This window comes from Mycobacterium marinum, from assembly GCF_003391395.1.
In the GTDB taxonomy this organism is placed as follows: Bacteria; Actinomycetota; Actinomycetes; order Mycobacteriales; family Mycobacteriaceae; genus Mycobacterium; species Mycobacterium marinum.
The window spans coordinates 5,004,536-5,029,568 of sequence record NZ_CP024190.1 but is presented as its reverse complement, the minus strand read 5'-3'; the positions used below and the strand labels follow the sequence as shown (position 1 = coordinate 5,029,568).

Genomic DNA, 25,033 nt, shown 5'->3' with positions numbered 1-25,033 from the left:
CGGCCCATGCGGCCCCACTAATTGGCGTGCAGATCCTCGTTGAGTGTGATGCCCTGACCGTCGCGGGCCACCACCTCGACCGCGCCCGTCACCGAGTTGCGGCGGAACAGCAGGTTGCTGCTGCCGGACAGTTCGCGTGCCCTGACGGTGATGCCATCGGGTGTGGTGACCTTGGTGCCGGCCGTGACGTACAAGCCGGCTTCCACCACGCAGTCGTCGCCCAGGGAGATGCCCAGCCCGGCGTTGGCGCCGAGCAGGCAGCGCTTGCCCATGGAAATGATTTGGGTCCCCCCACCGGAGAGCGTGCCCATGATCGAGGCCCCACCGCCGATGTCGGAGCCGTCGCCGACCACCACGCCCGCGGAGATTCGGCCCTCGACCATGGAAGCGCCCAGGGTTCCGGCGTTGTAGTTGACGAAACCCTCATGCATCACGGTGGTGCCCGGCGCCAGGTGGGCGCCCAGTCGCACCCGGTCGGCATCGGCGATGCGCACGCCGCTGGGCATCACGTAGTCGACCATCCGGGGAAATTTGTCGACACCGTAGACCGTCACCGCTCCGTGGCGGCGCAACCGTGCCCGCACTGCCTCGAAACCTTCGATTGCGCATGGTCCGCGATTAGTCCACACGACATTGGTCAATACGCCGAACAAGCCGCCGGCGTTCAGCCCGTGCGGCGCCACCAGACGATGCGACAACAGGTGCAGGCGAAGGTAGGCGTCGTACGCGTCGGCGGCGACATCGTCTAGCGAGCCGATGACGGTCCGGACCGCCACCACCTCGGTGCCGCGATCGTCGTCGCGGCCTACCAATGCGGCCAGCTCCGCGGGAATGTCGGACAACGCCAGGCGTGATGTCGCGCTGGTACCTGACTCGGTCAACTCCGGCGCGGGAAACCAGGTGTCCAGGACCGATCCGTCGGAAGCCAGGGTTGCCAGTCCGATGCCTGCTGCTCCAGTCACGCCTCGACACGCTACTAGATGCGCTGACGCCCGCGAGCAGACGCAGAGTCGCACGCCGGCGCGGCCGCCGCGTGCGACTCTGCGTCTGCTCGGCGCGACGGCGGACCCACTAGGCTTGGTGTGTGCTGGACTTGCGCGGGGACCCGATCGACCTGACCGCTGCACTGATCGACATCCCCAGCGAATCTCGGGGTGAGGCGCGCATCGCCGATGAGGTAGAGGCGGCGTTGCGCGCGCAGACATCGGGCTTCGAGATCATCCGCAACGGCAACGCGGTGCTTGCCCGGACCCGGCTGAACCGGCCCTCGCGGGTGCTGCTGGCCGGACATTTGGACACCGTGCCGGTGGCCGACAACTTGCCCAGCCGTCGCGCCGACGGGCAGCTGCACGGCTGTGGCGCGGCCGATATGAAGTCCGGTGACGCGGTGTTTCTGCATCTGGCGGCCACGGTGGCCGAACCGGTGCACGACCTGACGCTGGTGTTCTACGACTGTGAAGAAATCGAGGCGGCGGCAAACGGTTTGGGGCGCATCGAGCGGGAGCTCCCGGAGTGGCTGTCCGCCGATGTCGCCATCCTGGGAGAGCCCACGTCGGGCTACATAGAAGCCGGTTGTCAGGGCACGTTACGAGTGGTCATCAGCGCGACCGGGACCCGCGCGCACTCGGCGCGTTCTTGGTTGGGGGACAACGCAATCCACAAGCTCAGTGCCGTGCTGGACCGGTTGGCGCGCTACCCGGCGCGCAGCGTCGACATCGACGGTTGCACATACCGAGAGGGTTTGTCGGCGGTACGCGTGGACGGTGGCGTGGCTGGCAACGTGATTCCGGACGCGGCTTCGGTAACGGTCAACTATCGCTTTGCGCCCGACCGGTCGGTTCCGGCCGCCCTGCAGCACGTGCGTGAGGTATTCGACGGGCTCGACGTGCAGATCGAGCAGACCGACGCGGCGGCGGGCGCGCTGCCGGGTCTGGCGCAACCCGCCGCCAAAGCACTGGTTGAGGCTGCCGGTGGGCAGGTCCGAGCGAAATACGGCTGGACGGATGTGTCCCGCTTCGCGGCTCTGGGCATCCCCGCGGTCAATTACGGCCCCGGGGACCCCAATCTGGCGCATTGCCGCGACGAGCGAGTGCCGGTCGCCACGATCACCACTGTGGCGGACACGTTGCGCCGCTACCTGAGCACCTAGCCCATCGAAGCCGCGTCCACCGTGCCGCTATCGGCCGCCGGCACGCTCGGCCTGCGCGGCGGCGTCGGCCGCCGCGGCGTGCATGCCGATCGCGGCCAACTCATCGGCCACCGACGCCAGCGCCCCAGCGTCGTTGTCGGCCAGCGCGCGGGCATGCCGAACAACGATATTGCCTACCTTGCAATCGATCTCGGCGGCCAGCCTGGTTACCGGAGCTAGCGCGCGAGTGTCGCCAAGCCGGACCGCGTCATGCCACACGCACAACGCCACCGCCGACTGCTTGCCCCGCTCAGCTGCCCTTGCCGCCTCGCGAGTATCGAACAGGGCGCCGGCTTGGTCCCGGACGGTCGCCTTGGCCCAGGCGCGGGCCAGGCTCAGCTCGGGGGCAAACAACGCAGACTTCGTTCCGTGCCGAGTTTCAGCTCGCCGCAACGCTTTCGCTGTCTCGGCGATGTTGCCTTGCTGCGCGATGGCCGTCGCCAACAACATCAGCGACAGCGGGCCCCAGGAATAGCCGGTGCGTTCGAGTTCGGCCGCGGCGGGCTCGAGCATCGCAGCCGCAGCGCCGAATTCCCCCTTGACGATCAGCACGTGCGCGAGCAACACCTCGCCGATGGCGCGGCCCGGTTGTTGCAGCTCGGCGAAGTCGGTGAATCGCTGGGCCAGCTCCTGCGCCTGGGCCACCTCGCCCGCCATCAGCAGTGTGGTGATCTGGGCCAGTCCCACGGTGAACCGCAGTAAACCGGGATGTTCGGCCTCCGAAGCTCGTTGCGCCAGCTGCGGGACGTCGGCGAAGCGGCCCATCCGGGCCGAGGCCAATGCGGCGGCGCTGGCCGCCCAAGCGATCGCTGTGTCGTCGGCCGAAGGTTCGGCGAGCACCTCGGTGGCCAGCGTGATGGCCCGCGGCACGTTTCCGGAGTTCATGGCAAAGGTTGCCGTCAACGCATCGAGGGTGGTGCGCGCGGTCAGATCGGTGACTCGGTTGCGCGTGGTCTGCAGGAAGGCGGTGGCCCGCTCCGGCTCGCCGAGCATCCAGAACTGATTCGCCGCCTGCGGCACCGCCCAGGCCATCAGCTCCGCCTCGCTCAGCTGGCCGGGATCCACGGCGGTGAGTACCTGGCCGGCCTCTCGGCCGCGGCCACGCCAGGCCAGCGCCTGGCCCAGCACCAGTCGGGCCTGAAGTCCCCCCGAACGATCCAGCGCGGCCTGGGCCAACCGCTCGGCCAGTGTCAGATCGCCGAGCCGTAAGGCCTGCTCGGCGGACTCGACGACGTCATCCACCGGCTGCAAAGCGTCGGTGTCCAAAGCCAGCGACGCCAGCCGGAGCCGATCGCTGAGGTGCTCGTTGGGGTGCTGAGACAGCAGGGTCACCAATTCGGTGCGGCGTTGTCGCGCACCGTCGTCGCCCAAAGCGACGCGAGCTCGTTTGGCGAACAAAGGATGTGCCGTGTAGACCACCGCAGGCTCGTCGGGTTCTCCGCGCACGCGGGTTTCCGCCGCGCCCAACTCCACTGCCTGCTGCACCGCCCCCTCTCCGGCCAGCACGGTGAGATCGGCCAGCGACAACGGCTCCTCGACGGTGAGATAGTCGAGCACCGCTCGGGCCGGCGCGGGCAGCTCGGCGATGAACTCGTCGACGTCGGCGGGCTCGGATTGCTTGGTCTTGCCGTCCGGCGGTGCGACATCGATCCGATCCAGCAGGTTGTCGGTCCACAGGGCCGCGATGGCTTCGGGCGCGGCCTCGGCGCGGGCGGTGACGATCATCCGGGCCGCGCCGGCCAGCGCCAGCTGGTACACCAGCGTGGCCGACAGGATGTCCAGATCGTGGGCATCGTCGACGATGAGAAGGAGCTCGCCCTGGCGCACCTTGCGGCCCAACGACGCTCGGGCCGCTCGCAACAACGCGGCCGGCTTGCCCAGCTCGGCGATCTCCACCAAGTGGCTGAAGGCGCCGAACGGGACCGTGCGTTCGGTCGGGGTTCCGGTGACCCAGCGGATGACGGTGGCCCGGTGGCGTTGGGCGAAGTGCTCGGCGGCCAATCGCGCCAGGGTGGATTTTCCGACGCCGTCAGGTCCGAGGATGACAGCGCCGGGGCGCGCCAGGTCGCTCAACGCAACGTCCAACTGCTCCAAGGCTGCCGCGTGTTGGGGGACGTTCCATCGAATTGGCATTGCCCGGAGTTTATGGCGTCAAGGGTGCGCGTGGCGATAGGGCCCAAAGTTGTCCGGGGTGGGGGGCGCTGGTCTACGTTTCGGTATGTGACCGCGAAAAGCGACGAACCCGGCCGTTGGACAGTGGCGGTGTACTGTGCAGCCGCGCCGACACATCCTGAGTTGTTGGAGCTCGCCGCCGCCGTCGGTGCGGCGATCGCCGCCCGGGGCTGGACGTTGGTGTGGGGCGGGGGCCACGTTTCGGCGATGGGGGCGGTCTCGTCGGCGGCGCGGGCGCACGGCGGCTGGACGGTCGGAGTGATTCCCAAGATGCTGGTGCATCGCGAGTTGGCTGACCATGACGCCGACGAGTTGGTCGTCACCGAAACGATGTGGGAGCGCAAGCAGGTCATGGAGGACCGCGCAAACGCGTTCATCACCCTGCCGGGCGGCGTCGGGACCCTCGACGAGCTGTTGGACGTGTGGACCGAGGGATACCTGGGCATGCACGACAAGAGCATCGTCGTGCTGGATCCCTGGGGCCACTTCGATGGGCTGCGCGCCTGGCTGTCCGAATTGGCCGATACCGGCTACGTCTCGCGGACAGCGATGGAGCGGTTGATAGTGGTGGATAACCTCGATGACGCGTTGCAGGCGTGCGCACCCGGCTGAGGCCTATTGACGACCATTCGCTCCCGATTAGGCTGGCCGCCGAACTCTGAGAACGAATCGAGGGATCAGGTTGTCCGATCGCCAAAGTCATGTCCGCACGCGAGTCAAGCTCACCGACGTCGCTGCGCGGGTGCCCGGTCTACTGATCGACGCGCCGTCGATCATGCGGGGGGTGGTGACCGGCCTGTTGCCCCGGCCCAAGTCCAAGGCGTCGATCGGCACCGTGTTCCAGGACCGGGCCGCTCGCTTCGGGGACCGGGTTTTCTTGAAGTTCGGCGATCAGCAGATGACCTACGGCGAAGCCAACGCGACCGCCAACCGCTATGCGGCGGTGCTGGCCGCGCGTGGCGTCGGCCCCGGCGACGTCGTGGGAATCATGCTGCGCAACTCGCCCAACACGGTGGTGGCGATGCTGGCTGTCGTCAAGTGTGGCGCCATCGCCGGCATGCTCAACTACCACCAGCGCGGCGAGGTGCTGGCGCACAGTCTGGGACTGCTCGATGCCAAGGTGCTGGTGGCGGAGTCCGATCTGGTCAGCGCCGTCAGCGAAAGCGGTGGCGCGGCCGGTGAGGTGGTCACCATCGAAGACCTGGAGCGCTTCGCCGCGACCGCCCCGGCCAACAACCCGGCGTCGGCGTCGGCCGTGCAGGCTCAGGACACGGCGTTTTACATCTTCACGTCGGGCACCACCGGATTCCCCAAAGCCAGTGTGATGACCCACCACCGGTGGCTTCGGGCCCTGGCGGTCTTCGGTGGGCTGGGACTACGGCTGAAGAGCTCCGACACGCTTTACAGCTGTCTGCCGCTGTATCACAACAACGCACTCACGGTGGCGGTGTCCTCGGTGATCAATTCCGGGGCGACGTTGGCGCTGGGCAAGTCGTTCTCGGCGTCGCGCTTCTGGGACGAGGTGATCGCCAGCAACGCCACCGCCTTCATCTACATCGGCGAGGTCTGCCGCTACCTACTCAACCAGCCGACCAAACCGACCGATCGCAAGCACAAGGTGCGGGTGATCGCCGGCAACGGGTTGCGGCCCGAGATCTGGGGTGAGTTCACCAAACGGTTCGACATTGACCGGGTGTGCGAGTTCTATGCCGCCAGCGAGGGCAACTCGGCCTTCATCAACATCTTCAACGTGCCCAAAAGCACCGGGATCTCGCCGATGCCGCTGGCCTACGTGGCCTACGACCCGGACACCGGCGCCCCGCTGCGCGACGAGTCCGGTCGGGTCCGTCGGGTGCCTGCCGGTGAACCGGGACTGTTACTGAGCCGGGTCAACAGGCTGCAGCCGTTCGACGGCTACACCGACCCGGCCGCCAGTGAGAAAAAGCTGGTCCGTGATGCCTTCCGGAAGGGAGACTGCTGGTTCAACACCGGTGACGTGATGAGCCCGCAGGGGATGGGGCACGCGGCGTTTGTCGACCGGCTGGGTGACACCTTCCGTTGGAAGGGCGAGAACGTGGCCACCACTCAGGTGGAGGCGGCGCTGGCGTCTGACCCCTCCGTCGAGGAGTGCACGGTCTACGGGGTTGAGGTGCCCAACACCGGAGGTCGCGCCGGGATGGCTGCGGTCAAGCTACGCGACGGCGCCGAGTTCGACGGTCAGTCCCTGGCCCGCGCCGTCTACGATCAGCTGCCCGCCTACGCACTGCCGCTGTTCGTGCGGCTGGTGCAGGCGATGGCGCACACCACGACGTTCAAGAGCCGCAAGGTTGAGCTGCGCGAGCAGGCCTACGGCGCCGACGTCGATGACCCGCTGTACGTATTGGCCGGCCGCAGCGAGGGCTATGTGCCCTATTACGACGCGTATCCCGACGAGGTAGCGGCAGGTAAGCGGCCCCAGGGCTAGCGTGATTCGGCGCGCCGAGGCCGGGCCAGACCGCGGCTAGCCGTGGACGCAGGCTCGATGGCTCTTCGTGCACCAGGCACTATGTAGGCGTGCAGGCAACGCTGTGTGGCCGCCCGGTGGCAGGGGACCGCCCGCTGATCATGGCGATCGTGAACCGCACCCCGGACTCGTTCTATGACAAGGGCGCGACCTTTTCTGACGCGGCCGCTCGCGACGCGGTACATCGAGCGGTCGCCGAAGGCGCCGACGTCATCGACGTCGGAGGTGTCAAGGCCGGGCCCGGCCAGGACGTCGACCCCGACACCGAGATCGCTCGGTTGGTGCCGTTTGTCGAGTGGCTCCGTGACGCCTACCCCGAGCAGGTGATCAGCGTCGACACCTGGCGCTCGGAGGTGGCCCGGCGGGCATGTGCGGCAGGTGCGGACCTGATCAACGACACCTGGGCCGGGGTGGACCCCGCGATAGTGGAGGTGGCCGCCGAATTCGGTGCGGGCCTGGTATGCGCGCACACCGGGGGAGCGCGACCACGCACGCGTCCCTTCCGGGTGAGTTACGGTACGACTACCCGCGGCGTGGTGGACGACGTGATTCGCGAGGTCACAGCGGCCGCCGAGCGGGCGGTTGCGGCCGGAGTTGCCCGCGACCGCGTGTTGATCGACCCGGCTCACGATTTCGGCAAGAACACCTGGCACGGGTTGCTGCTGTTGCGGCACGTGGCCGATCTTGTTAAGACCGGGTGGCCGGTACTCATGGCTTTGAGCAACAAGGACTTTGTCGGAGAGACTCTGGGCGTGGATCTGACCGAACGGCTCGAGGGAACGCTGGCGGCCACCGCATTGGCGGCGGCCGCCGGTGCGCGCATGTTTCGGGTGCATGAGGTCGCAGCGACCCGCCGGGTCCTGGAAATGGTGGCGTCGATCCAGGGGACCCGCCCGCCGACACGCACGGTGAGGGGACTCGCATGACCGCATCGGATCTGGTCACCGGGGACCTCACCAGTGAGGGAGTCCTCATCCCGGCCCGGCCGGGGGACACCTGGTTATGCGACCGCAGCTGGAACCGTCCGCGCTGGAAGATCGACGAATTGGTCGAGGCCAAGGCCGGGCGCTCGATCTCGGTGGTGCTGCCGGCTCTCGATGAGGAAGAAACCATCCAATCGGTGATCGACAGCATCTCACCGCTGGTGGATGGCCTGGTCGACGAACTGATCGTGCTCGATTCCGGCTCTACCGACGACACCGAGATCCGAGCGATTGCCGCCGGGGCTCGAGTGGTGAGCCGCGAACAGGCGTTGCCGGAGGTGCCGCCCCAGCCCGGCAAGGGCGAGGCGCTGTGGCGCTCGTTGGCGGCCACCAGCGGCGACATCGTGGTATTCATCGACTCGGATCTGGTCAACCCCAACCCGATGTTCGTGCCGTGGCTGGTCGGCCCGCTGCTCACCGGCGAGGGGATCCACCTGGTCAAGAGCTTCTACCGACGCCCGCTCAGTGTCGGTGACGCTAGCGGCGCCGCGGGCGCTACCGGCGGCGGGCGCGTCACCGAACTGGTGGCGCGGCCCCTGTTGGCGGCGCTGCGACCCGAGCTGGGCTGTGTATTGCAGCCGCTGAGCGGTGAGTATGCGGCCAGCCGCGAGCTGTTGACGTCGCTGCCCTTCGCTCCGGGATACGGGGTGGAAATCGGCCTGTTGGTCGACACCTTCGACCGGCTGGGGCTGGACGCGATCGCGCAGGTCAACCTGGGTGTGCGGGCGCACCGTAACCGGCCCCTGGCCGAGCTGGGTGTGATGAGTCGCCAGGTCATCGCCACGCTGCTGTCCCGGTGCGGGATCCCCGATTCTGGGGTCGGGTTGACCCAGTTCTTCGCGGAGGGCGACGGCTACACCGAATGCACCTCGCCGGTGTCGCTGGCCGACCGGCCCCCCATGAGTGTGCTTCGCCCTCGGTGAGCCCCGGCCTACGCTGACCTGTCGGTCCGGTAGGGCAAGATCGACGGCGTGGCGTTGGTGTTGCTGTACCTGGTGGTACTTGTCTTGGTGGCGGTCGTGTTGTTCGGCGTGGCAAGCCTGCTGTTCGGGCGTGGTGAGCAGTTGCCGCCGCTGCCCAGGGCGACGACCTCGACCGTGCTGCCCGCCTATGGCGTTACTCGCGCCGACGTCGACGCGGTCAAGTTCACCCAGGTGCTGCGCGGCTACAAGACCAGCGAGGTCGACTGGGTGCTGGATCGATTGGGGCGTGAGCTGGAGGAATTACGCGGGCAGCTCGCCGCGGTGCACGCCTCGTCGACCAGCGAAAGTCCGGCCGGGCCCGAAGACAGCGACGCGCCGGGTAGCCAACCCGCGGTTTCGAATGGAGCCGATTCCACGTGAACGATGGCCTGCGGCGCTGTGACTGGGCCGAGATTCGTCCGGGACCCGACGCGCAGACCTATCGCGACTATCACGACCAGGAGTGGGGACGCCCGCTATATGGACAGGTCGCGCTGTTTGAACGGATGAGCCTGGAGGCCTTCCAGAGCGGCCTGTCGTGGTTGATCATCTTGCGCAAGCGGGAGAATTTCCGGCGGGCGTTCTGCGGATTCGACATTGAGAAGGTGGCCGGCTACACCGACGCCGACGTGCAGCGGCTGCTTGCTGACGAGGGGATTGTGCGCAACCGGGCAAAAATTGAGGCCACCATTTCCAACGCGCGCGCCGTGATCGGCCTCGGATCGGAGCAAGACCTGTCGGAGCTGTTGTGGTCGTTCGCGCCCCCGGCGCGGCCGCGGCCCGCGACACTGGCTGAAATACCCTCGGCCACTGCCGAATCGAAAGCGATGGCGCGCGAGTTGAAACGCCGCGGGTTCCGGTTTGTGGGCCCCACCACCGCATATGCACTGATGCAGGCGACCGGAATGGTCGACGATCACCTCCGTGGTTGCTGGGTCCCGCCGATAGTCCGGTGACGCCACAAGTCGGGTCTTGTGCACCTTGTGACCTGGATAGGGAACAATGGGGGGGTGATTTGGCAGTTCAATGTCGGGTATGGCTGGAAATCCATTCATGGGGCATGCTCGGCGCCGGCCAGGTCTGCCACGGCAGGCCAGCTCGAATCTGGAGGGAGCACTCGATGGCGGCGATGAAGCCCCGGACCGGCGACGGTCCTCTGGAGGCAACAAAAGAGGGGCGCGGCATCGTGATGCGGGTACCACTTGAGGGAGGTGGCCGGTTGGTCGTCGAGCTGACACCCGATGAAGCCGCGGCGCTGGGTGACGAGCTCAAGGGTGTGACGAGCTAGCTCAGATCGCGAAAAGTGTGCCCTATCGGCACACTTTTCGATAGATATCCAGCGTCTGCTCGGCAATCTGTGTCCAGGAGAATTCCTCGATACAACGCTGCCGTCCGGCTTGGCCGTAGCGTTCGGCTTTGGCTGGGTCCGCGACCAGTGCATTTACCGCCTGTGCCAGCCTGGATTGATAACCGGCGGGGTCGTCGGCCGCGTAATGCACCAGCGAGCCGGTGATTCCGTCGGCGACCACCTCGGGGATGCCGCCGACATCGGAGGCCACCACCGCGGTCGCGCAGGCCATTGCTTCGAGGTTCACGATGCCCAATGGCTCGTATATCGATGCGCAAACAAAAACTGTTGCTGCCGAAAGTATTTCGCGAAGCTTCTGCACGGGCAGGATGTCGCGGATCCAGAACACCCCGCTACGAGTGCTGGCCAGTTGAGCCACCGCGGACTGCACTTCATTGGCGATTTCCGGGGTGTCGGGAGCACCCGCGCACAGCACCAACTGGACGTCCGGGCTGAACTGGTGTGCCGCTGCCAGCAAGTGCGGTACGCCCTTTTGCCGGGTGATCCGCCCGACGAACGCCACAATGGGGCGGTTCGGGTCGACCCCGAGTTCGGCGAGCACCGAAGCGGTACCAACCGGTCCGGCCGGAAACCACACTTCGGTGTCGATGCCGTTGCGGACGACATGCACCATCCCTGGATCCAGCCCGGGGTACAGGCGCAGGACGTCATCACGCATTCCGGAGCTGACCGCGATTACCGCGTCGGCGGCCAGGACGGCGGTCTTTTCCACCCAGGACGAGATCTGATAGCCACCGCCGAGCTGCTCGGTTTTCCAGGGCCGCATCGGTTCGAGCGAGTGGGCGGTCAAGACGTGCGGAATGCCGTAGAGCAGGGCGGCCAGATGCCCTGCCAGACCGGTGTACCAGGTATGTGAGTGCACCACGCTGGCTGCGTCGGCGGCATTGGCCATCACCAGATCCGCGGACAATGTGGCCAGTGCCGGGTTGGCGTTCGCCAGCCGCGGATCGGGCTGATGGGCCGATGCGTCGGGGCGGGGTGCGCCCATGCAATGCACGTCGACGGTGCACAGGCGCTGTAATCGAGCCACCAGCTCGGTGACATGTACCCCAGCTCCGCCATAGACCTCCGGTGGGTACTCCCGAGTCAACATCGCCACCCGCATACCCGGCACCGTAGTGCGGTGGCCGCACCGCTCGCACCTCGGGCCGACCCGCGGTCGGCGGCTTTGCGGGAAAGAGCGACAAAATGCGCCTAATCGGCTGGATTCAGACCCGTCGAAGTGGTCAATTGGCCTGACGGACAGCCGGACAGAACGGGCACAGGCCGGGGATCCGCTGGCAGCGCTTCGCGGGTGCCGTTAGGTTTGAGGCCATGAGGGAAGCACCACACGTGCTTGGCATCGTCTTGGCCGGCGGTGAGGGCAAGCGGCTTTATCCGCTGACTGCCGACCGCGCCAAGCCCGCGGTTCCCTTCGGCGGCGCCTACCGACTGATCGATTTCGTGCTCTCCAACCTGGTCAATGCTCGGTATTTGCGGATCTGTGTTCTCACCCAATACAAGTCGCACTCGCTGGACCGGCACATATCGCAGAACTGGCGGTTGTCGGGTTTGGCCGGTGAATACATCACCCCGGTTCCGGCCCAGCAGCGACTCGGTCCGCGCTGGTACACCGGCTCCGCCGACGCGATCTACCAGTCACTCAATCTCATCTACGACGAAGATCCGGACTACATAGTGGTTTTCGGGGCCGATCACGTTTACCGGATGGATCCCGAACAGATGGTTCGGTTTCACATCGACAGCGGGGCCGGGGTCACGGTGGCCGGTATCCGGGTGCCGCGTGCTGATGCGAGCGCGTTCGGCTGTATCGACGCTGACGATGCGGGGACCATCCGCGATTTCGTGGAGAAGCCGCTGGAGCCGCCCGGCACACCCGACGACCCCACCAGCACGTTCGTCTCGATGGGCAATTATGTCTTCACTACCAAGGTGCTGATCGATGCGATTCGGGCCGACGCCGACGACGACCATTCCGACCACGACATGGGTGGGGACATCATCCCGAGACTGGTCGCCGACGGGATGGCGGCGGTCTACGACTTTTCCAACAACGAAGTACCGGGCGCTACCGACCGCGACCGGGCATATTGGCGTGACGTCGGGACCCTGGACGCTTTCTACGACGCGCATATGGACCTGGTGTCGGTGCATCCGGTGTTCAACCTGTACAACAAGCGCTGGCCGATCCGCGGTGAGTCGGAGAACCTGGCGCCCGCGAAGTTCGTCAACGGCGGCTCTGCGCAGGAGTCGGTGGTGGGTGCGGGCAGCATCATTTCGGCCGCCTCGGTACGCAATTCGGTGTTGTCGTCCAACGTCGTGGTCGAGGACGGCGCGATCGTGGAGGGCAGTGTGATCATGCCGGGCGCGCGGGTTGGCCGCGGCGCGGTGGTGCGGCACGCAATCCTGGACAAGAACGTCGTCGTCGGGCCCGGCGAGATGGTCGGCGTGGACTTGGACAAGGACCGGGAAAGGTTCGCGATCAGCGCCGGCGGCGTGGTGGCCGTGGGCAAGGGCGTCTGGATCTAGGTCACCTTTCCCGCGCGAGCAGACACAAAATCGCGCCTTTTCGAACTCAACAGGGCGATTTTGCGTCTGCTCGCGACGCGGATCTGCTGGCTCAGGCCCCCAGCGCCGCGGACAACAACCCATCGGCGCCGCTGTGTCCGTCGGCACCGGGGGGTGCGCCGGTTCCGCCGGCGCCGGCGGCGCCGCCATCGCCGATCAACCGGGAGTCGCCACCGCTGCCGGCGTCGCCGCCGGCGCCGTTCTGAACGCCTGATCCACCGAAACCGCCGTTGCCGCCAGCACCGCCGGCCCCGCCGTCTCCGTAAAGCCAGCCGCCGTCGCTGCCGTTGCCGCCGGTGCCGCCCTGCCCGCCGACACCGTGCTGGGGCACCGAGAATCCGCCGCGGCCTTCGCCGCCGTTGCCGCCGGTGCCGCCGTCGCCGCCGCGGCTGCCGCTGCCAAGCAGTAGACCGCTGTTGCCGGCGGCGCCGCCAGCTCCGCCCATGCCGCCATTTCCGCCTTGGCCGCCCGTTTGGTCGCCGTAGCCGCTGTCGCCACCGTGGCCGCCCATGCCGCCATTGCCGCCGCTGCCGCCAGTGCCGATGAGCCCGGCGTTGCCGCCACCGGCACCGATGCCGCCGGCGCCGCCGGCCCCGCCGGGTCTTCCGGCCGAGACATTGTCGGCTCCCGTCCCGCCGGCGAAACCGGCTCCGCCCTGGCCTCCGGTCCCGCCGTTGCCAATCAGCCAGCCCCCATTGCCGGCGGTGCCGCCGTTGCCGCCGTCGCCGCCATCTCCGCCGACTCCTGTCGAGGGGAGGCCGTTGCCGCCGCCGCCGCCCATGCCGCCCAGCCCGCCGTTGCCGCCGTTGCCGAACAGCAACCCGCCGTTGCCGGCGGCGCCGCCGTTGCCACCGGTGCCGCCGTGGCCGCCGTCAAGAATCACCGGATGCTGGCCGTCGGCGAAGGGGGCGTTGCCGTTGAGGCCGGTGCCGCCCGTACCGCCCTGTCCGCCGGCGCCTCCGGAGCCCCATAGCCCGGTGCCGCCCCCGGCGCCACCGCTTCCTCCGTCACCGCCGGGCAGGCCCCGTCCGCCGTCACCCCCGGCGCCACCGTCACCGCCGTCGCCGTGCAGCCACCCGCCGCGGCCTCCGTTGCCGCCGGCCCCGGCCACACCTCCGTCGCCGTAGTAGTTGAGTCCTCCGTCGCCGCCGACACCGCCTGCCCCGCCGTTGCCGAACAATCCGGCGGCCCCGCCGATCCCACCGGCCCCGCCTGCCCCACCGCCCCCACCGATGCCCGGTGTCGCGCCGCCGGCTCCACCGGCCCCGCCATTGCCGAAGAGCCACCCGCCGGCCCCGCCGTTGCCGCCGACGGCACCGGCCCCGCCGCCGCCACCGGCTCCGCCGTTGCCGATCAGTCCCGCGGACCCGCCGGCGCCGCCGGCCACGCCCGCGGTGGTGCTGGTGCCGCCGTTACCGCCGTTGCCGTAGAGCAATCCGCCATCCCCGCCGGCTTGTCCGGGGGCCCCGTCGGCACCGTTGCCGATCAGCGGGCGCCCCAGCAACGCCTGGGCGGGGGCACGGATCGCCGTCAGCATGTCTTGCGCCGCCGCCTGCAACGGCGAGACGTTCGCCGCCTCGGCGGCCGCGTAGGCGCCCCCCGCGCCGGTCAACGCTTGTACGAACTGGGTATGAAACGCCCCCACCTGAACGCTGAGACCCTGATAGGCCTGCGCATGAGCGGTGAACAGCGACGCCATCGCGGCGGATATCTCGTCGGCGCCGGCGGCCAGTACCGCGGTAGTGGGAGCCGCAGCCGCGGCGTTGGCCGCGCCGATCGCTGCGCCGATACCGTCCAAGTCTGTTGCTGCCGCCGCCAAAATCTCTGGCGCGGTTACCAAAAACGACATTGCTGACCGGCCCCCCTGGGTCGTGGTCGAACCTTCGGTGAAAACGGTGAAAACGGTGAAAACAACGTATCCCGACCTGGTCCCACCCGCCGCTGGTTCACGCGGACTTCATCGATTCCCAGGCTTCCGGCGTGCCGGCAAAGTTCCCGCTGCCCGGCGGCTCACCACCGCGAGCAGACACAACATCGCATTGGCCGGGGCGAAAATGGGCGATTTTGTGTCTGCTCGCCGAGGGAACTGGTGGCTAGGTCCCCATAGAACCGGGTTGGCCGAACAACAGCCCTGCTGCGCCGCCTTGCCCGCCTTCGCCGTCGGTACTGCCGTTGCCGCCGTTGCCACCGTTGCCACCGTTGCCACCGTTGCCGATGATTTGGGCGTTGCCGCCGTCGCCCCCGTCGCCGCCGACTCCTGACTTGCCGTCGAACCCGCCGGGGCTACCACCGTGCCCTCCTTCGCCGCCTTGCCCGCCTGCGCCGCCGTCGCCGCCGTTGCCGGACAGCCAGCCACCGTCGGTGCCGTTGCCGCCCAGGCCGCCGGCGCCCCCCGCACCGCCGTCTCCGCCGACGTTGGCGCCGATGATGTTGTTACCGCCGTCTCCGCCGGTGCCGCCACTGCCACCCTGCCCGCCGGCCCCGCCGGCGCCGAACAACAGCCCGGACTTCCCGGCGGAACCTCCGGTGCCGCCGGCACCGGCATCGCCGCCAATGCCGCCGGGCACAGAAGCGGTGGAGTTGCCGCCGTGGCCGCCGCCGCCGCCGGAGCCACCGTTGCCACCAGCCCCTCCGTTGCCAAAGAGCATCGCCGCACTGCCCCCGGCGCCGCCATTACCTGCGACACCGGCATTGCCGCCCTGGCCGCCTTGGGGGCTGTCGCTGCCATTGCCCCCGCCGAAGCCGGCGCCGCCGTGTCCTCCGGTACCGCCGTCTCCGGACAGCAGCCCTGCGCTACCGGCGGCGCCGCCGGTGCCGCCATCGCCTCCGTGGCCGCCGTCGCCGCCGTTGATGCCGCGACCGCCGCCGCCGCCGGTGCCGCCGTGGCCACCATCGCCGCCGTTGCCGATCAGCAGCCCGCCGCTGCCGCCGGTGCCGCCATTGCCTGCGTTGCCGGCGTTGCCACCGCCGATGTGGCCGGCAACGCCATCCAGACCGATGCCGCCGGTGCCGCCGTTGCCGCCGGCGCCGCCGGTACCCCATAGCCCGGTGCCGCCGCCGGCCCCTCCGTCGCCGCCGCTGGCACCTTGTAATCCGATCCCGCCGGTTCCGCCGGTTCCGCCGGCCCCGCCGTTGCCATACAGCCATCCACCGCGACCGCCGTCACCGCCACCCGCGCCGGCCCCGCCGTCGCCGGCCAGGTTGAGCGCACCAAAGCCGCCGTTGCCGCCAGCCCCGCCGGTTCCCCAGAGGCCCGCACTGCCACCGACGCCGCCGGCCCCGCCGGCTCCTCCGGCCAGAGTCGCGGTGCCGCCATTGCCACCGGCGCCACCTTGGCCGAAGAGCCAGCCGCCGGCCCCGCCATTGCCGCCGAGGGCGCCGGCCCCGCCGCCACCGCCGGCACCGCCGTTGCCGATCAACCCTGCCGCCCCGCCGGCGCCGCCGGCGACGCCGGCGGTGGTGCTGGTGCCGCCGTTGCCGCCGTTGCCGAAGAGCAGCCCGCCATCCCCGCCGGCTTGTCCGGGGGCCCCGTCAGCGCCGTTGCCGATCAGCGGGCGCCCTAACAACGTCTGGGTGGGCGTATTGATCACCGCGAGCAGCTCCTGTGCCGCGGTCTGCAATGGCGAGGCGTTGGCCGCTTCGGCGCCCGCGTACGCGCTTCCCGATCCGGTCAAGGCCTGGATGAACTGGGAATGAAAAGCCCCGGCCTGGGCACCCAGCCATTGGTAGGCCTGTGCGTGCCCGGTGAATAGCGCCGCGACCGCCGCGGATATCTCGTCGGCCCCGGCCGCCAGCACCGCAGTGGTCGGCGCCGCTGCCGCCGCATTGGCCGCGGTGATCGTCGAACCGATGTTGTCTAGATCCAACGCCGCCGAGGCCAACATCTCGGGCACCGCCACCAGGTACGACATCGCTGACCTCCACCGAACGGTCCGCAACGGACCAGCTACGAGCAACAACGTAGCGCGACCCGCAACGGTGGTCTGGTGATTCCGCCAGACTCATATCCGCTGCGCCGGGTGTGGGTGGGTGCTTCGTCAACGTCGTTGTGTGCTGGGGGAGGGGTGTGCCCGTTAGGCGCTGTCGGCAGGCAAGCGGCTTTCCTGGCGCTGATCCCAGTTCGCTACCACACCCGCGGCAGTAATCGATACCGCACCTGTTGCATGTAGTCGCGATACCCGTCCAGTTGGTCAACCAGTGCGCTCTCCTCGTCGAGGATGCGAAAGGCCAGAACCAGCACGCTCGGCGGGACAATCACCAGACCCCAGTAGGAACCCAGTGCCAGGGGTATGCCCAGCATCAGGATCACATTCCCGACATACATTGGGTGTCGCACCAGGCTGTAGAGGCCGGTGGATACCACCTTTTGATCGGATTCGACGGTGATGGTCGCCGCCGCATAGCCGTTCTGGATGACCACCAGAATCGCGATCCCTAGCCCGGTCGCGATCAGCAGGTCGCCGATCAGGCACACCGCCGTCGGGACCGACGACCAGCCGAATCGATGGTCGAGCGCGCTGAGCGCCACCATCGCGAACAGCGCAACAAATGCCGCCGTGATGATGACCTTTTGGATACCTCGACTTTCCGCTCGAGGTCCGGCGTGCATACGTCGTTGCAGCGCAGCGGGATTCGTTCGTCCCAGGTAGATGCTGGGTACCAACGTCGCGACGGCGAAGACTGCCATGAAGACCCAGGCCTGCCAATAGTCGAATGTGCCGGCCGGGATGAACACGATGAGGCCGAACGCGACCAGGCCGACGATTGATGACAGCGCCACTCGAACAACGGTTTTCATCTTGCTCCCAGTCAGGTCGGCCGTTAGTTCAGCAACGTAGATCGCGCCGCCGCAAAGCCAGGGCGCCCAGCAAGATCAGCGTGATATCGATGGCCAGCAGCCACAGCAGCGGTACGGCGGTGAAATCACTGCCGATTCGTGGAACGTGGGCGAACGGCTCCAGGTCGAGCAGCCACTGTGGAAATCCCGCGAGTGAACCAAGTAGGTACAGTGCGACGAATCCGATCAGCACGCCCCACACGACCGGCGTGAATCGTGGAGCCAGACCGAATAGCCCAACGGCTACCGCCGCCAGCAGCCACACGGCGGGAAGCTGTACCGCAGCGGCGCCGACAACGGTCGCTAGTTTGGCTCCGACATCCCCGGCCGCGATGCCATAGGCGATTCCGGCGACCAAACCGGAGAGCACGGTGGCCACGGCCGACCCGGCCAGTGCCATCACCAGATGGCTTGATAGCCAACGAGTCCGGGAAACCGATCCGGCCAGCAGCGGCTCGGCGCGCTGGCCGGTCTCTTCCTGATGCAAGCGCAGGGTCAGCGAAATGGCAAATGCGGCGGCAACCATGCCGACGAGGGTGAAGGCCAGCGTGACGAAGGCTTCCTCGAGCGCAGCGGTGCCACCCATCCGGGTGACGATCTCACGCACCGCGGTGTTGTCGCCCAGTTGATCGCCGATACCGTGCACCACGCTGCCCATCACCAGGCCGTACAGGCACAGCCCGATGGTCCACAGCAGCAGTGCGCCGCGGTCGAGCCGCCAGGCCAGCCCGAACGTGTTGCTCAGCATGGGCGCGGCGGCTCCGGCGCCGGCGCGCTCGGCGATGAGCCCGGCGCCGACGTCGCGGCCGGCGCGCAGCCGATAGGCCAGCACGGTCAGCGCCGCCGTTGTCGCCAAGGGCAACAGCAACACCCACCACCGCTCACCTGCATAGGGTCTGACCAGCAGGGACCACCCCAGCGGGGAGAACCAGGACAGCGCGCCGGAACCGGCATCACCGATCGCCCGCAAGGTGAATGCGGTGCCCAGCACGGCGAACGCGGCACTGCGGCAGGACCGGGCACTTGGCGACAGCTGTGCGCAAACCGCGGCAACGGAGGTGAAGACCAGCCCGGAGGCGGCCAGGGCGGCACCGAACGCCAGTGACCCGGCCGCGGGCACGTCGGTGGTGAGTAGGCCCGCCGCGCCGATCGCACCGGTGGCGATCGACGCGCCGAACGACAGCAGCAGTGCGGCAGTGAGATTCGCATACCGGCCCACCGCGGTGGACTCGACCAGTTCGGCACGGCCGGTTTCTTCGTCGGCTCGGGTGTGACGAATCATCGTGAGGATGACGGCCACCGCGATGAGGGTGTGGAACATCCCGGCTTTCCAGACCCCGACGGCACCGAGGCTGTCGTTGTAGACGGGGCCGTAGAGCGCGCGCTGGGCGGGGCTGGCCATGATGGCGGCCGCGGCGACGGCGCGGGCCGCCTGGTCGGGGTAGACCGCTTGAATACTGCCGACGTAGACCGTGGCCAGCGGCACCGACAGCAGCATCACCCACAGCGGCAACCCAACTCGGTCGCGGCGCAGGTACAGGCGCAATAGCCGGAGCGTCCCGGCGAGCCCCGATGCGCGTTGCGGTCCGCGGTGTGCGGGCCGGCTTGGCCGATCCAGGACCGTGGTGCTCATCGCGCTGCGACTCCGGTGCCGCTGCGGTGTTGGGCCTCGCCATCGGGGCCAACGCTGTAGTGACGCAGAAACAGCTCTTCCAGAGTCGGTGGCTGGCTGACGAGACTGCGTACGCCGGCTTCGCCCAGTACCCGCACCAGCTCGCCCAGGCTCTCGCTGTCGACCTGGACATGCAGCGTGTTGCCGTCGACGGTGACGTCTTCGACTCCTTGGATCCTGGTGAGATCTCCTGGATCGCCGATCATTTCAGCCTTGATCGAGGTGCGGCTGAGGTGGCGCATGGAGGCCAGCGAACCGCTCTCCACGGTTCTTCCGGCCCGGATGATGGTTATCCGCTCACACAGCGCCTCGGTTTCGGCCAGGATGTGGCTGGACAGCAGCACCGTCACCCCCCTGCCGCGCGCTTCGTCGACGCACTGCTGAAACACGTTTTCCATCAATGGGTCCAAGCCGCTGGAGGGTTCGTCCAACAGCAGCAGCCGGGCCCGTGAGGAAAAGGCGGAGATCAGCGAAACCTTCTGCCGGTTGCCCTTCGAGTACGTTCGGGACTTCTTGTGCGGGTCCAGGCCGAAGCGCTCGATCAACGCCGCACGACGATCTTGATCGATACCTCCGCGCATCCGGGCGAGCAGATCAATGATCTCGCCGCCGGTCAGCGACGGCCACAGTGTGACATCACCGGGCACGTAGGCGATCTGGCGATGCAGCTCGACTGCGTCGGTCCACGGATTGCCGCCCAACAGGCGCACACTTCCGCTATCCGCCTTCACCAGGCCCAGCAGGATGCGGATTGTCGTCGACTTCCCGGCGCCGTTCGGGCCCAAGAAGCCGTGAACCTCTCCCTCGCGCACCGTCAAGTCCAGTTCATCGAGTGCGCGCACCGACCCGAAGTTCTTGGTTAGACCCCGGATCTCGATGGGTGTCGAGCCGATGTCAGTGGCCATGAGACTCTCCTTGGTTGTCCTGCGCGAGGAAGGCGTCGTACATGGTGCTGTCGGCCATCAGGCCTTCGGTATAGATCTCGAGCGATGGCAGCAGCATGTCCCGCGCGTAGTCACGCAATACCGCACGCAAATCGGTTGGCGTCTGGTGCATTTGCAGATACAGCAGAAACCCCCCAGCCCCGGTGATGGCCAGAAACTTCGCCCTGGCTTTCGGGTCGCGGCTGGCTTTGATGGTGCCGGCTCGAACACCCTCCGCAAGGTATTCCTCGGCGTTGTCGATCATCTGCTGCCACAGCATCATGGCCAGCTCGCCGCCGGACTGCATGCTGCGTACCAGGTAGGCCATCAGCGGTGCGTATGACTCGACTTGGGCAAGTTGGCCGAGCCAGGTGGCCGGGTCGTTGGACTGCATCGCCGTCAACTTCTCGCTGCGGATCTCTTCGGCGACGTAGTTGTCACAGGCCTTGCGCAGGCCCTCCTTGGAGCCGAAGTGGTGGATGACCAGCGCCGCGCTCACTCCCGCGCCTTCGGCGATGGCGCGAAGGCTGACACCGAAGCCGTGCTGACCGAACTGCTCGATCGCCGCATCCCTGATGCGCGCCGCCGCAGTCAAGTCGACTGAACGCATGTTCAACACACTAAACGTACGTTCAGGGCGTCGTCAAGGACTGGCTACCTGGTGGAAATCGCCGGCGTCGCAATAGCCCGAATGCGGCTGGTGAACTTTGATCAAACGCGGCCAAAGCTCGCCCCGAGCGGGGTACGGTAACTCGCGTTACCGATCTTGATATCGCCAATATCGGCGAAGGCCGGTCTACGAAGTTCGGGGGAGCGGTGAACTTTTCGATATTGCCGCCGGAGATCAACTCGGCGCGAATCTTTGCCGGGGCGGGATCCGGCCCGATGCTGCAGGCCGCGGCCGCCTGGGATGGGCTGGCGGCGGAACTGAGTTCGGCCGCCGACTCTTTTGGGTCGGTGACATCGGGGCTCGTCGGCGGATCCTGGCAGGGGCCGGCGGCAGCTGCGATGACCGCCGCCGCGGCCCCGTATTCGGCTTGGCTATCGGTGGCGGCGGCCCGCGCCCAGTCCGCGGCTGGTCAGGCCAAGACCGTGGCGTCGACATTCGAGGCCGCCTGGGCGGCGATGATTCATCCAGTCGCGGTGGGACAAAACCGATCTCAGTTCGTGTCGCTGGTGCGCTCGAATCTGTTCGGCTTCAATGCGCCGGCGATCGCGGCGGTCGAAGCCCAGTACGAGCAGATGTGGGCGCAGGACGTGGCTGCGATGTCCGGCTACCACGCGGGGGTTTCGGCCTCAGCGGCAGCGCTGGCGCCGTGGCAAACAGCGCTGCAAAACCTGCCGGGTCTGTCGGGTGTCAATCTCGGCATCGGCAACATCGGGAACTTCAACGTCGGTAGCGGCAACTTCGGCAGCTACAACTTCGGTGGCGGCAACAGCGGTCCCAGCTCCACCAGTGGGGGCATCGGCAACATCGGTTTCGGCAACTACGGCAACTCAAACGTGGGCGCCGGTAACGGAAATGCGGCTCTGGGCGTCCCCGGCTCGTCCTACCCAGGGGCGTCCTCCTACAACGTGGGTGCCGGCAACATCGGACAGTTCAACATCGGTCTGGGCAACTTCGGCAGCGGCAACATCGGCTTCGGTAACGGGAATCTGGTCACCGCCGTGGCCGGGAACCCGTCTGCGTCCAACGTGGGTGCCGCCAACATCGGCAGCCATAACTGGGGCATTGGCAACATCGGTATCAACAACATTGGCCTCGGCAACGTCGGCAACAACAACATCGGTATCGGGCTTTCCGGCGACAATCAGATCGGTATCGGCGGGTTCAACGCCAACGGTGCCGGCTGGAATCTCGGGTTCGGGAACGACGGCAGCTTCAACATCGGTCTCGGCAACACCGGCAACGGCAACATCGGCCTGGCGAACACGGGCGACGGCAATATCGGTATCGGGCTGACCGGGGACAACCAAATCGGTTTCGGGGGCTGGAACTCCGGCGCCGGCAACACTGGCTTGTTCAATTCGGGCGCCGGTAACAGTGGCTTTTTCAACTCGGGCTCTGACAACTGGGGCCTTGCCAACACGGGCAGCACCAACTGGGGCGCAGTGAACTCGGGCAGCCTCAACACCGGCATCGGCAACACCGGCAGCACCAATACCGGCTGGTGGAACGCGGGCAGTGTCAACGACGGCCTATTCAATGCGGGCAACGCCAACCTCGGCTTGGCGAACTCGGGGAACGGCAATCTGGGCGGCTTCAACTCCGGCGGCGGCACCTCCGCGCTCTTCGGTCATGACATCGGCTTTTTCAACGCGGGCAACCACAACGTAGGCATGTTCAACGCGGGCTTCGCCAACGTGGGTTGGGCCAACGCGGGTATCGGCAACACGGGCGCTTTCAACGTCGGTGGCAACGACGCAAACCCGGTGACTGGGGCCGGAACCATCGGACAGGCCGGCAACACTGGCTTCTTCAATGCCGGCTACGCCAACACCGGACTTTTCAATGCGGGCGACAGTAATACCGGTCTGTGGAACACGGGCAACGTCAACACGGGTGTGGGCGGCACAGGCACCCACAGCGGTAATTCCGGCTTCGGTAACTCCGGAACCGGAAACTCCGGCTTCTTCAACTCCGGTAGCTACAACTCGGGCCTGATCAACTCGTCGGCCGGGGGGTACAGCTCCGGTGTCGGAAACTCAGGCGGCGGTGGATACAACGTGGGCTTCTTCAATTCCAGCGCCGGTGGCACCGACACCGGCTTCTTCAACTACGGCGACGGCGGCCTACACGTCGGCTGGCTGAGCTCCGGGGACCACGTCGTGGGCTTGGCCAGCACCGGCTACTACAACACCGGTCTTTTCAACTCGGGCGACCACAACACGGGCGTGGGCAACCAGGGCAGCAATAGCTCGGGCTTCGGCAATTCGGGCCACTACAACTCGGGCGGATTCAACGCGGGCGACTACCAGTCGGGCTTCTTCGGCCGCTCGTGACGTCCTAGTCGGTGCGACCGTCGATCGCCGCGCTCACGGCGAGAACCGCAAGCCCGCCTCAACTAGTCGCGGACCGCGGCCAGCACACCGTCACCCAGCGGCACCAGCGCCGGGGTGAGCCGTTCATCCTCGGCGATCAGGCGTGCCGCCTCCCGTACCGCGGTCACCTCGGCGTCGCGCGCGGCCGGATCGCCGGCCCGGCCGCCAAGAGCGGCCCGATGCACCACGATCACCCCGCCGGAGCGCAGCAACCGCACACCCTCGACCACATAGTCGGGCTGATCGATCGGGTCGGCGTCAACGAACACCAGGTCATAAGAGTCATCGGCGAGTCGCGTCAGCACCTCTTGAGCGCGGCCACTGATGAGCCGGGTGCGCGAGGGTCCGATACCGGCTTCGGTGAACGCCTGCTTGGCGACCCGCAGATGCTCGGGCTCGATGTCGATCGTGGTCAACACCCCGTCATCGCTCATGCCGGATAGCAACCACAAGCCGCTGACACCGGCGCCGGTGCCTACTTCCGCCACCGCCTTGCCGCCACTGAGCTTGGCCAGCATGCTCAAGAGCGCGCCGACCGCGGGTGTTACCGCCCCAACGCCGATGTCGACAGCCCGGTCCCGGGCGGTCTTGAGGATCGTGTCTTCTGAGATCGATCCCTCAGCGTGGGCAGACAGCAATTCGGCTCGACTCGGGGCCGGCTGGCCTGGGGCGTCTGAGCTGCTATCGGTGCCATGCATGCCCGCAGCGTATGTCGGATTGGCGACGCAGTCGGGCAGGCGCGCCCGTTGCCAGGAGTGGCGTCGCGACATCGCGCAAGCCGACACGCCCAAGGCTGACGATGCAATCGAGCTTCATAACGAGTGTATAACTGCAGGATAACGCAGGTAACGAATTGGTTTCTCAGCTAAACCTCAGTTTGCTCATATGCCGCCCATACGCCGGTACGCGACGGTAACGGCATGGAACGTGGAGGACGCGGGCTCGGGAATACAGAATGGCAACTGCGCGTTGCCGCCGGTGACGAACTGCCGATGTCTGATGGCAGGGAAAAGCCGGAGGAACACACCATCACCACCTTGAGCACCACGACCATGTCTCACCCCCAACTGGTCCGCGACGACGAGTGGGCCGAAACCTCTGATGGGTTGCTGGGCACCGCGGTATTCGATGCGACCGGTGACAAGGCTGCGATGCCGTCGTGGGATGAGTTGGTGCGCCAGCACGCCGACCGGGTGTACCGGCTGGCCTATCGCCTGTCGGGCAATCAACAGGACGCTGAGGATCTCACTCAGGAAACGTTCATCAGGGTGTTCCGGTCCGTCCAGAACTACCAGCCGGGCACCTTCGAGGGCTGGTTGCACCGCATCACTACCAACCTCTTTCTCGACATGGTCCGCCGCCGGTCGCGCATCCGGATGGAAGCGTTGCCCGAGGACTACGACCGGGTGCCTGCCGACGACCCCAACCCCGAGCAGATCTACCACGACTCACGGCTGGGACCCGACTTGCAGGCGGCGCTCGATTCACTGCCGCCGGAGTTCCGCGCCGCGGTCGTCCTGTGTGACATCGAAGGTCTGTCCTACGAGGAAATCGGCGCCACCCTGGGCGTGAAGCTGGGCACCGTGCGTAGCCGGATTCACCGCGGACGGCAGGCGTTGCGTGACTACCTCGCCGCGCATCCCGAACACAGCGAACTGAGCCCGAGGCCTGTCGGTACCGCCCGATAGCTCGTCGAACGTGCGTCGAACCATCGGTTTGGCTTCCGCATGGTTGCCAACTGATCCCAAATCCTGGGGTTCTACTGGCCGATAATGGTTATCAGGCACCGGACCGCGCTACATTCGACATATCGA

At 67.3% G+C, this 25,033-nt stretch carries 21 protein-coding genes; 11 read left to right on the top strand and 10 right to left on the bottom strand.

What is annotated here, in order from left to right; translation table 11 throughout:
- Positions 1–17 precede the first annotated feature (17 nt).
- A complete protein-coding gene (gene dapD, locus CCUG20998_RS21045; protein ID WP_020729924.1) occupies positions 18–962 on the bottom strand; it encodes a 2,3,4,5-tetrahydropyridine-2,6-dicarboxylate N-succinyltransferase in 945 nt (314 codons plus the stop codon).
- A gap of 122 nt (positions 963–1,084) precedes the next feature.
- Between dapD and dapE the strand changes: the two genes are divergently transcribed.
- The gene (gene dapE, locus CCUG20998_RS21040) at positions 1,085–2,149 is read left to right on the top strand and encodes a succinyl-diaminopimelate desuccinylase (protein ID WP_020729925.1); all 1,065 of its coding nucleotides are present in this window, start codon (positions 1,085–1,087) and stop codon (positions 2,147–2,149) included.
- A gap of 27 nt (positions 2,150–2,176) precedes the next feature.
- On the opposite strand, the gene CCUG20998_RS21035 is transcribed toward dapE, so the two are convergent.
- Positions 2,177–4,321: an ATPase gene (locus CCUG20998_RS21035; protein WP_020729926.1), complete on the bottom strand. Its 2,145-nt coding sequence runs from the start codon at positions 4,319–4,321 to the stop codon at positions 2,177–2,179.
- 87 nt (positions 4,322–4,408) lie between these two features.
- On the opposite strand from CCUG20998_RS21035, the gene CCUG20998_RS21030 reads away from it, so the two are divergent.
- The 7 genes from CCUG20998_RS21030 to CCUG20998_RS21000 all read left to right on the top strand — a co-directional run bounded on the left by CCUG20998_RS21030 (position 4,409) and on the right by CCUG20998_RS21000 (position 10,096).
- Positions 4,409–4,972, top strand: a complete 564-nt coding sequence (locus CCUG20998_RS21030; RefSeq protein ID WP_011739201.1) for a TIGR00730 family Rossman fold protein — start codon at positions 4,409–4,411, stop codon at positions 4,970–4,972.
- Positions 4,973–5,042: 70 nt separating this feature from the next.
- Positions 5,043–6,824 (top strand): long-chain-acyl-CoA synthetase FadD6, encoded by a 1,782-nt coding sequence (fadD6, locus tag CCUG20998_RS21025; RefSeq protein WP_038580455.1) that lies wholly within the window; start codon positions 5,043–5,045, stop codon positions 6,822–6,824.
- A 140-nt stretch (positions 6,825–6,964) separates the two neighbouring features.
- Complete coding sequence (gene folP / locus CCUG20998_RS21020; protein WP_231389773.1) at positions 6,965–7,789, top strand: dihydropteroate synthase; 825 nt, start codon at positions 6,965–6,967, stop codon at positions 7,787–7,789.
- On the top strand, positions 7,786–8,769 hold the full coding sequence (locus CCUG20998_RS21015) for a glucosyl-3-phosphoglycerate synthase (protein ID WP_012395800.1): 984 nt from the start codon (positions 7,786–7,788) through the stop codon (positions 8,767–8,769). The genes folP and CCUG20998_RS21015 overlap by 4 nt, the downstream gene beginning before the upstream one ends.
- A 48-nt stretch (positions 8,770–8,817) precedes the next feature.
- The gene (locus tag CCUG20998_RS21010) at positions 8,818–9,189 is read left to right on the top strand and encodes a DivIVA domain-containing protein (RefSeq protein ID WP_020729929.1); all 372 of its coding nucleotides are present in this window, start codon (positions 8,818–8,820) and stop codon (positions 9,187–9,189) included.
- Complete coding sequence (locus CCUG20998_RS21005; RefSeq protein ID WP_011739206.1) at positions 9,186–9,764, top strand: DNA-3-methyladenine glycosylase I; 579 nt, start codon at positions 9,186–9,188, stop codon at positions 9,762–9,764. The genes CCUG20998_RS21010 and CCUG20998_RS21005 overlap by 4 nt, the downstream gene beginning before the upstream one ends.
- A 164-nt stretch (positions 9,765–9,928) precedes the next feature.
- Complete coding sequence (locus CCUG20998_RS21000) at positions 9,929–10,096, top strand: DUF3117 domain-containing protein (RefSeq protein WP_003406247.1); 168 nt, start codon at positions 9,929–9,931, stop codon at positions 10,094–10,096.
- Between the two features lie 22 nt (positions 10,097–10,118).
- Here the strand turns inward: CCUG20998_RS21000 and glgA are convergent, their stop codons facing one another.
- Complete coding sequence (gene glgA, locus CCUG20998_RS20995) at positions 10,119–11,282, bottom strand: glycogen synthase (RefSeq protein ID WP_020729930.1); 1,164 nt, start codon at positions 11,280–11,282, stop codon at positions 10,119–10,121.
- A gap of 209 nt (positions 11,283–11,491) precedes the next feature.
- Here glgA and glgC point away from each other — a divergent pair, with 209 nt between their 5' ends.
- Positions 11,492–12,706, top strand: coding sequence for a glucose-1-phosphate adenylyltransferase (gene glgC / locus CCUG20998_RS20990; protein WP_012395797.1), 1,215 nt, complete (start codon positions 11,492–11,494; stop codon positions 12,704–12,706).
- Positions 12,707–12,797: 91 nt separating this feature from the next.
- Here glgC and CCUG20998_RS20985 read toward each other — a convergent pair whose 3' ends face one another.
- From CCUG20998_RS20985 to CCUG20998_RS20960, 6 genes are all read right to left on the bottom strand, one after another.
- Complete coding sequence (locus CCUG20998_RS20985) at positions 12,798–14,594, bottom strand: PE family protein (RefSeq protein ID WP_038580452.1); 1,797 nt, start codon at positions 14,592–14,594, stop codon at positions 12,798–12,800.
- A 244-nt stretch (positions 14,595–14,838) separates the two neighbouring features.
- On the bottom strand, positions 14,839–16,656 hold the full coding sequence (locus CCUG20998_RS20980; RefSeq protein ID WP_050674604.1) for a PE family protein: 1,818 nt from the start codon (positions 16,654–16,656) through the stop codon (positions 14,839–14,841).
- Between the two features lie 212 nt (positions 16,657–16,868).
- Positions 16,869–17,543 carry a methyltransferase family protein gene (locus CCUG20998_RS20975; RefSeq protein ID WP_020729933.1) on the bottom strand — a complete coding sequence of 225 codons (675 nt, stop codon included), beginning with the start codon at positions 17,541–17,543 and terminating at the stop codon, positions 16,869–16,871.
- Positions 17,544–17,571: 28 nt separating this feature from the next.
- On the bottom strand, positions 17,572–19,215 hold the full coding sequence (locus CCUG20998_RS20970; RefSeq protein ID WP_020729934.1) for an ABC transporter permease: 1,644 nt from the start codon (positions 19,213–19,215) through the stop codon (positions 17,572–17,574).
- Complete coding sequence (locus tag CCUG20998_RS20965) at positions 19,212–20,159, bottom strand: ABC transporter ATP-binding protein (protein WP_020729935.1); 948 nt, start codon at positions 20,157–20,159, stop codon at positions 19,212–19,214. Before CCUG20998_RS20965 ends, CCUG20998_RS20970 begins: the two co-directional genes overlap by 4 nt.
- The gene (locus CCUG20998_RS20960; RefSeq protein WP_036456181.1) at positions 20,149–20,787 is read right to left on the bottom strand and encodes a TetR/AcrR family transcriptional regulator; all 639 of its coding nucleotides are present in this window, start codon (positions 20,785–20,787) and stop codon (positions 20,149–20,151) included. The genes CCUG20998_RS20965 and CCUG20998_RS20960 overlap by 11 nt, the downstream gene beginning before the upstream one ends.
- Before the next feature lie 206 nt (positions 20,788–20,993).
- On the opposite strand from CCUG20998_RS20960, the gene CCUG20998_RS20955 reads away from it, so the two are divergent.
- Complete coding sequence (locus CCUG20998_RS20955) at positions 20,994–23,180, top strand: PPE family protein (RefSeq protein WP_020729937.1); 2,187 nt, start codon at positions 20,994–20,996, stop codon at positions 23,178–23,180.
- Positions 23,181–23,242: 62 nt separating this feature from the next.
- On the opposite strand, the gene CCUG20998_RS20950 is transcribed toward CCUG20998_RS20955, so the two are convergent.
- The gene (locus tag CCUG20998_RS20950) at positions 23,243–23,917 is read right to left on the bottom strand and encodes an O-methyltransferase (RefSeq protein WP_036456512.1); all 675 of its coding nucleotides are present in this window, start codon (positions 23,915–23,917) and stop codon (positions 23,243–23,245) included.
- Positions 23,918–24,139: 222 nt separating this feature from the next.
- Here CCUG20998_RS20950 and sigE point away from each other — a divergent pair, with 222 nt between their 5' ends.
- A complete protein-coding gene (gene sigE / locus CCUG20998_RS20945; RefSeq protein WP_020729939.1) occupies positions 24,140–24,907 on the top strand; it encodes an RNA polymerase sigma factor SigE in 768 nt (255 codons plus the stop codon).
- Positions 24,908–25,033: the final 126 nt, after the last annotated feature.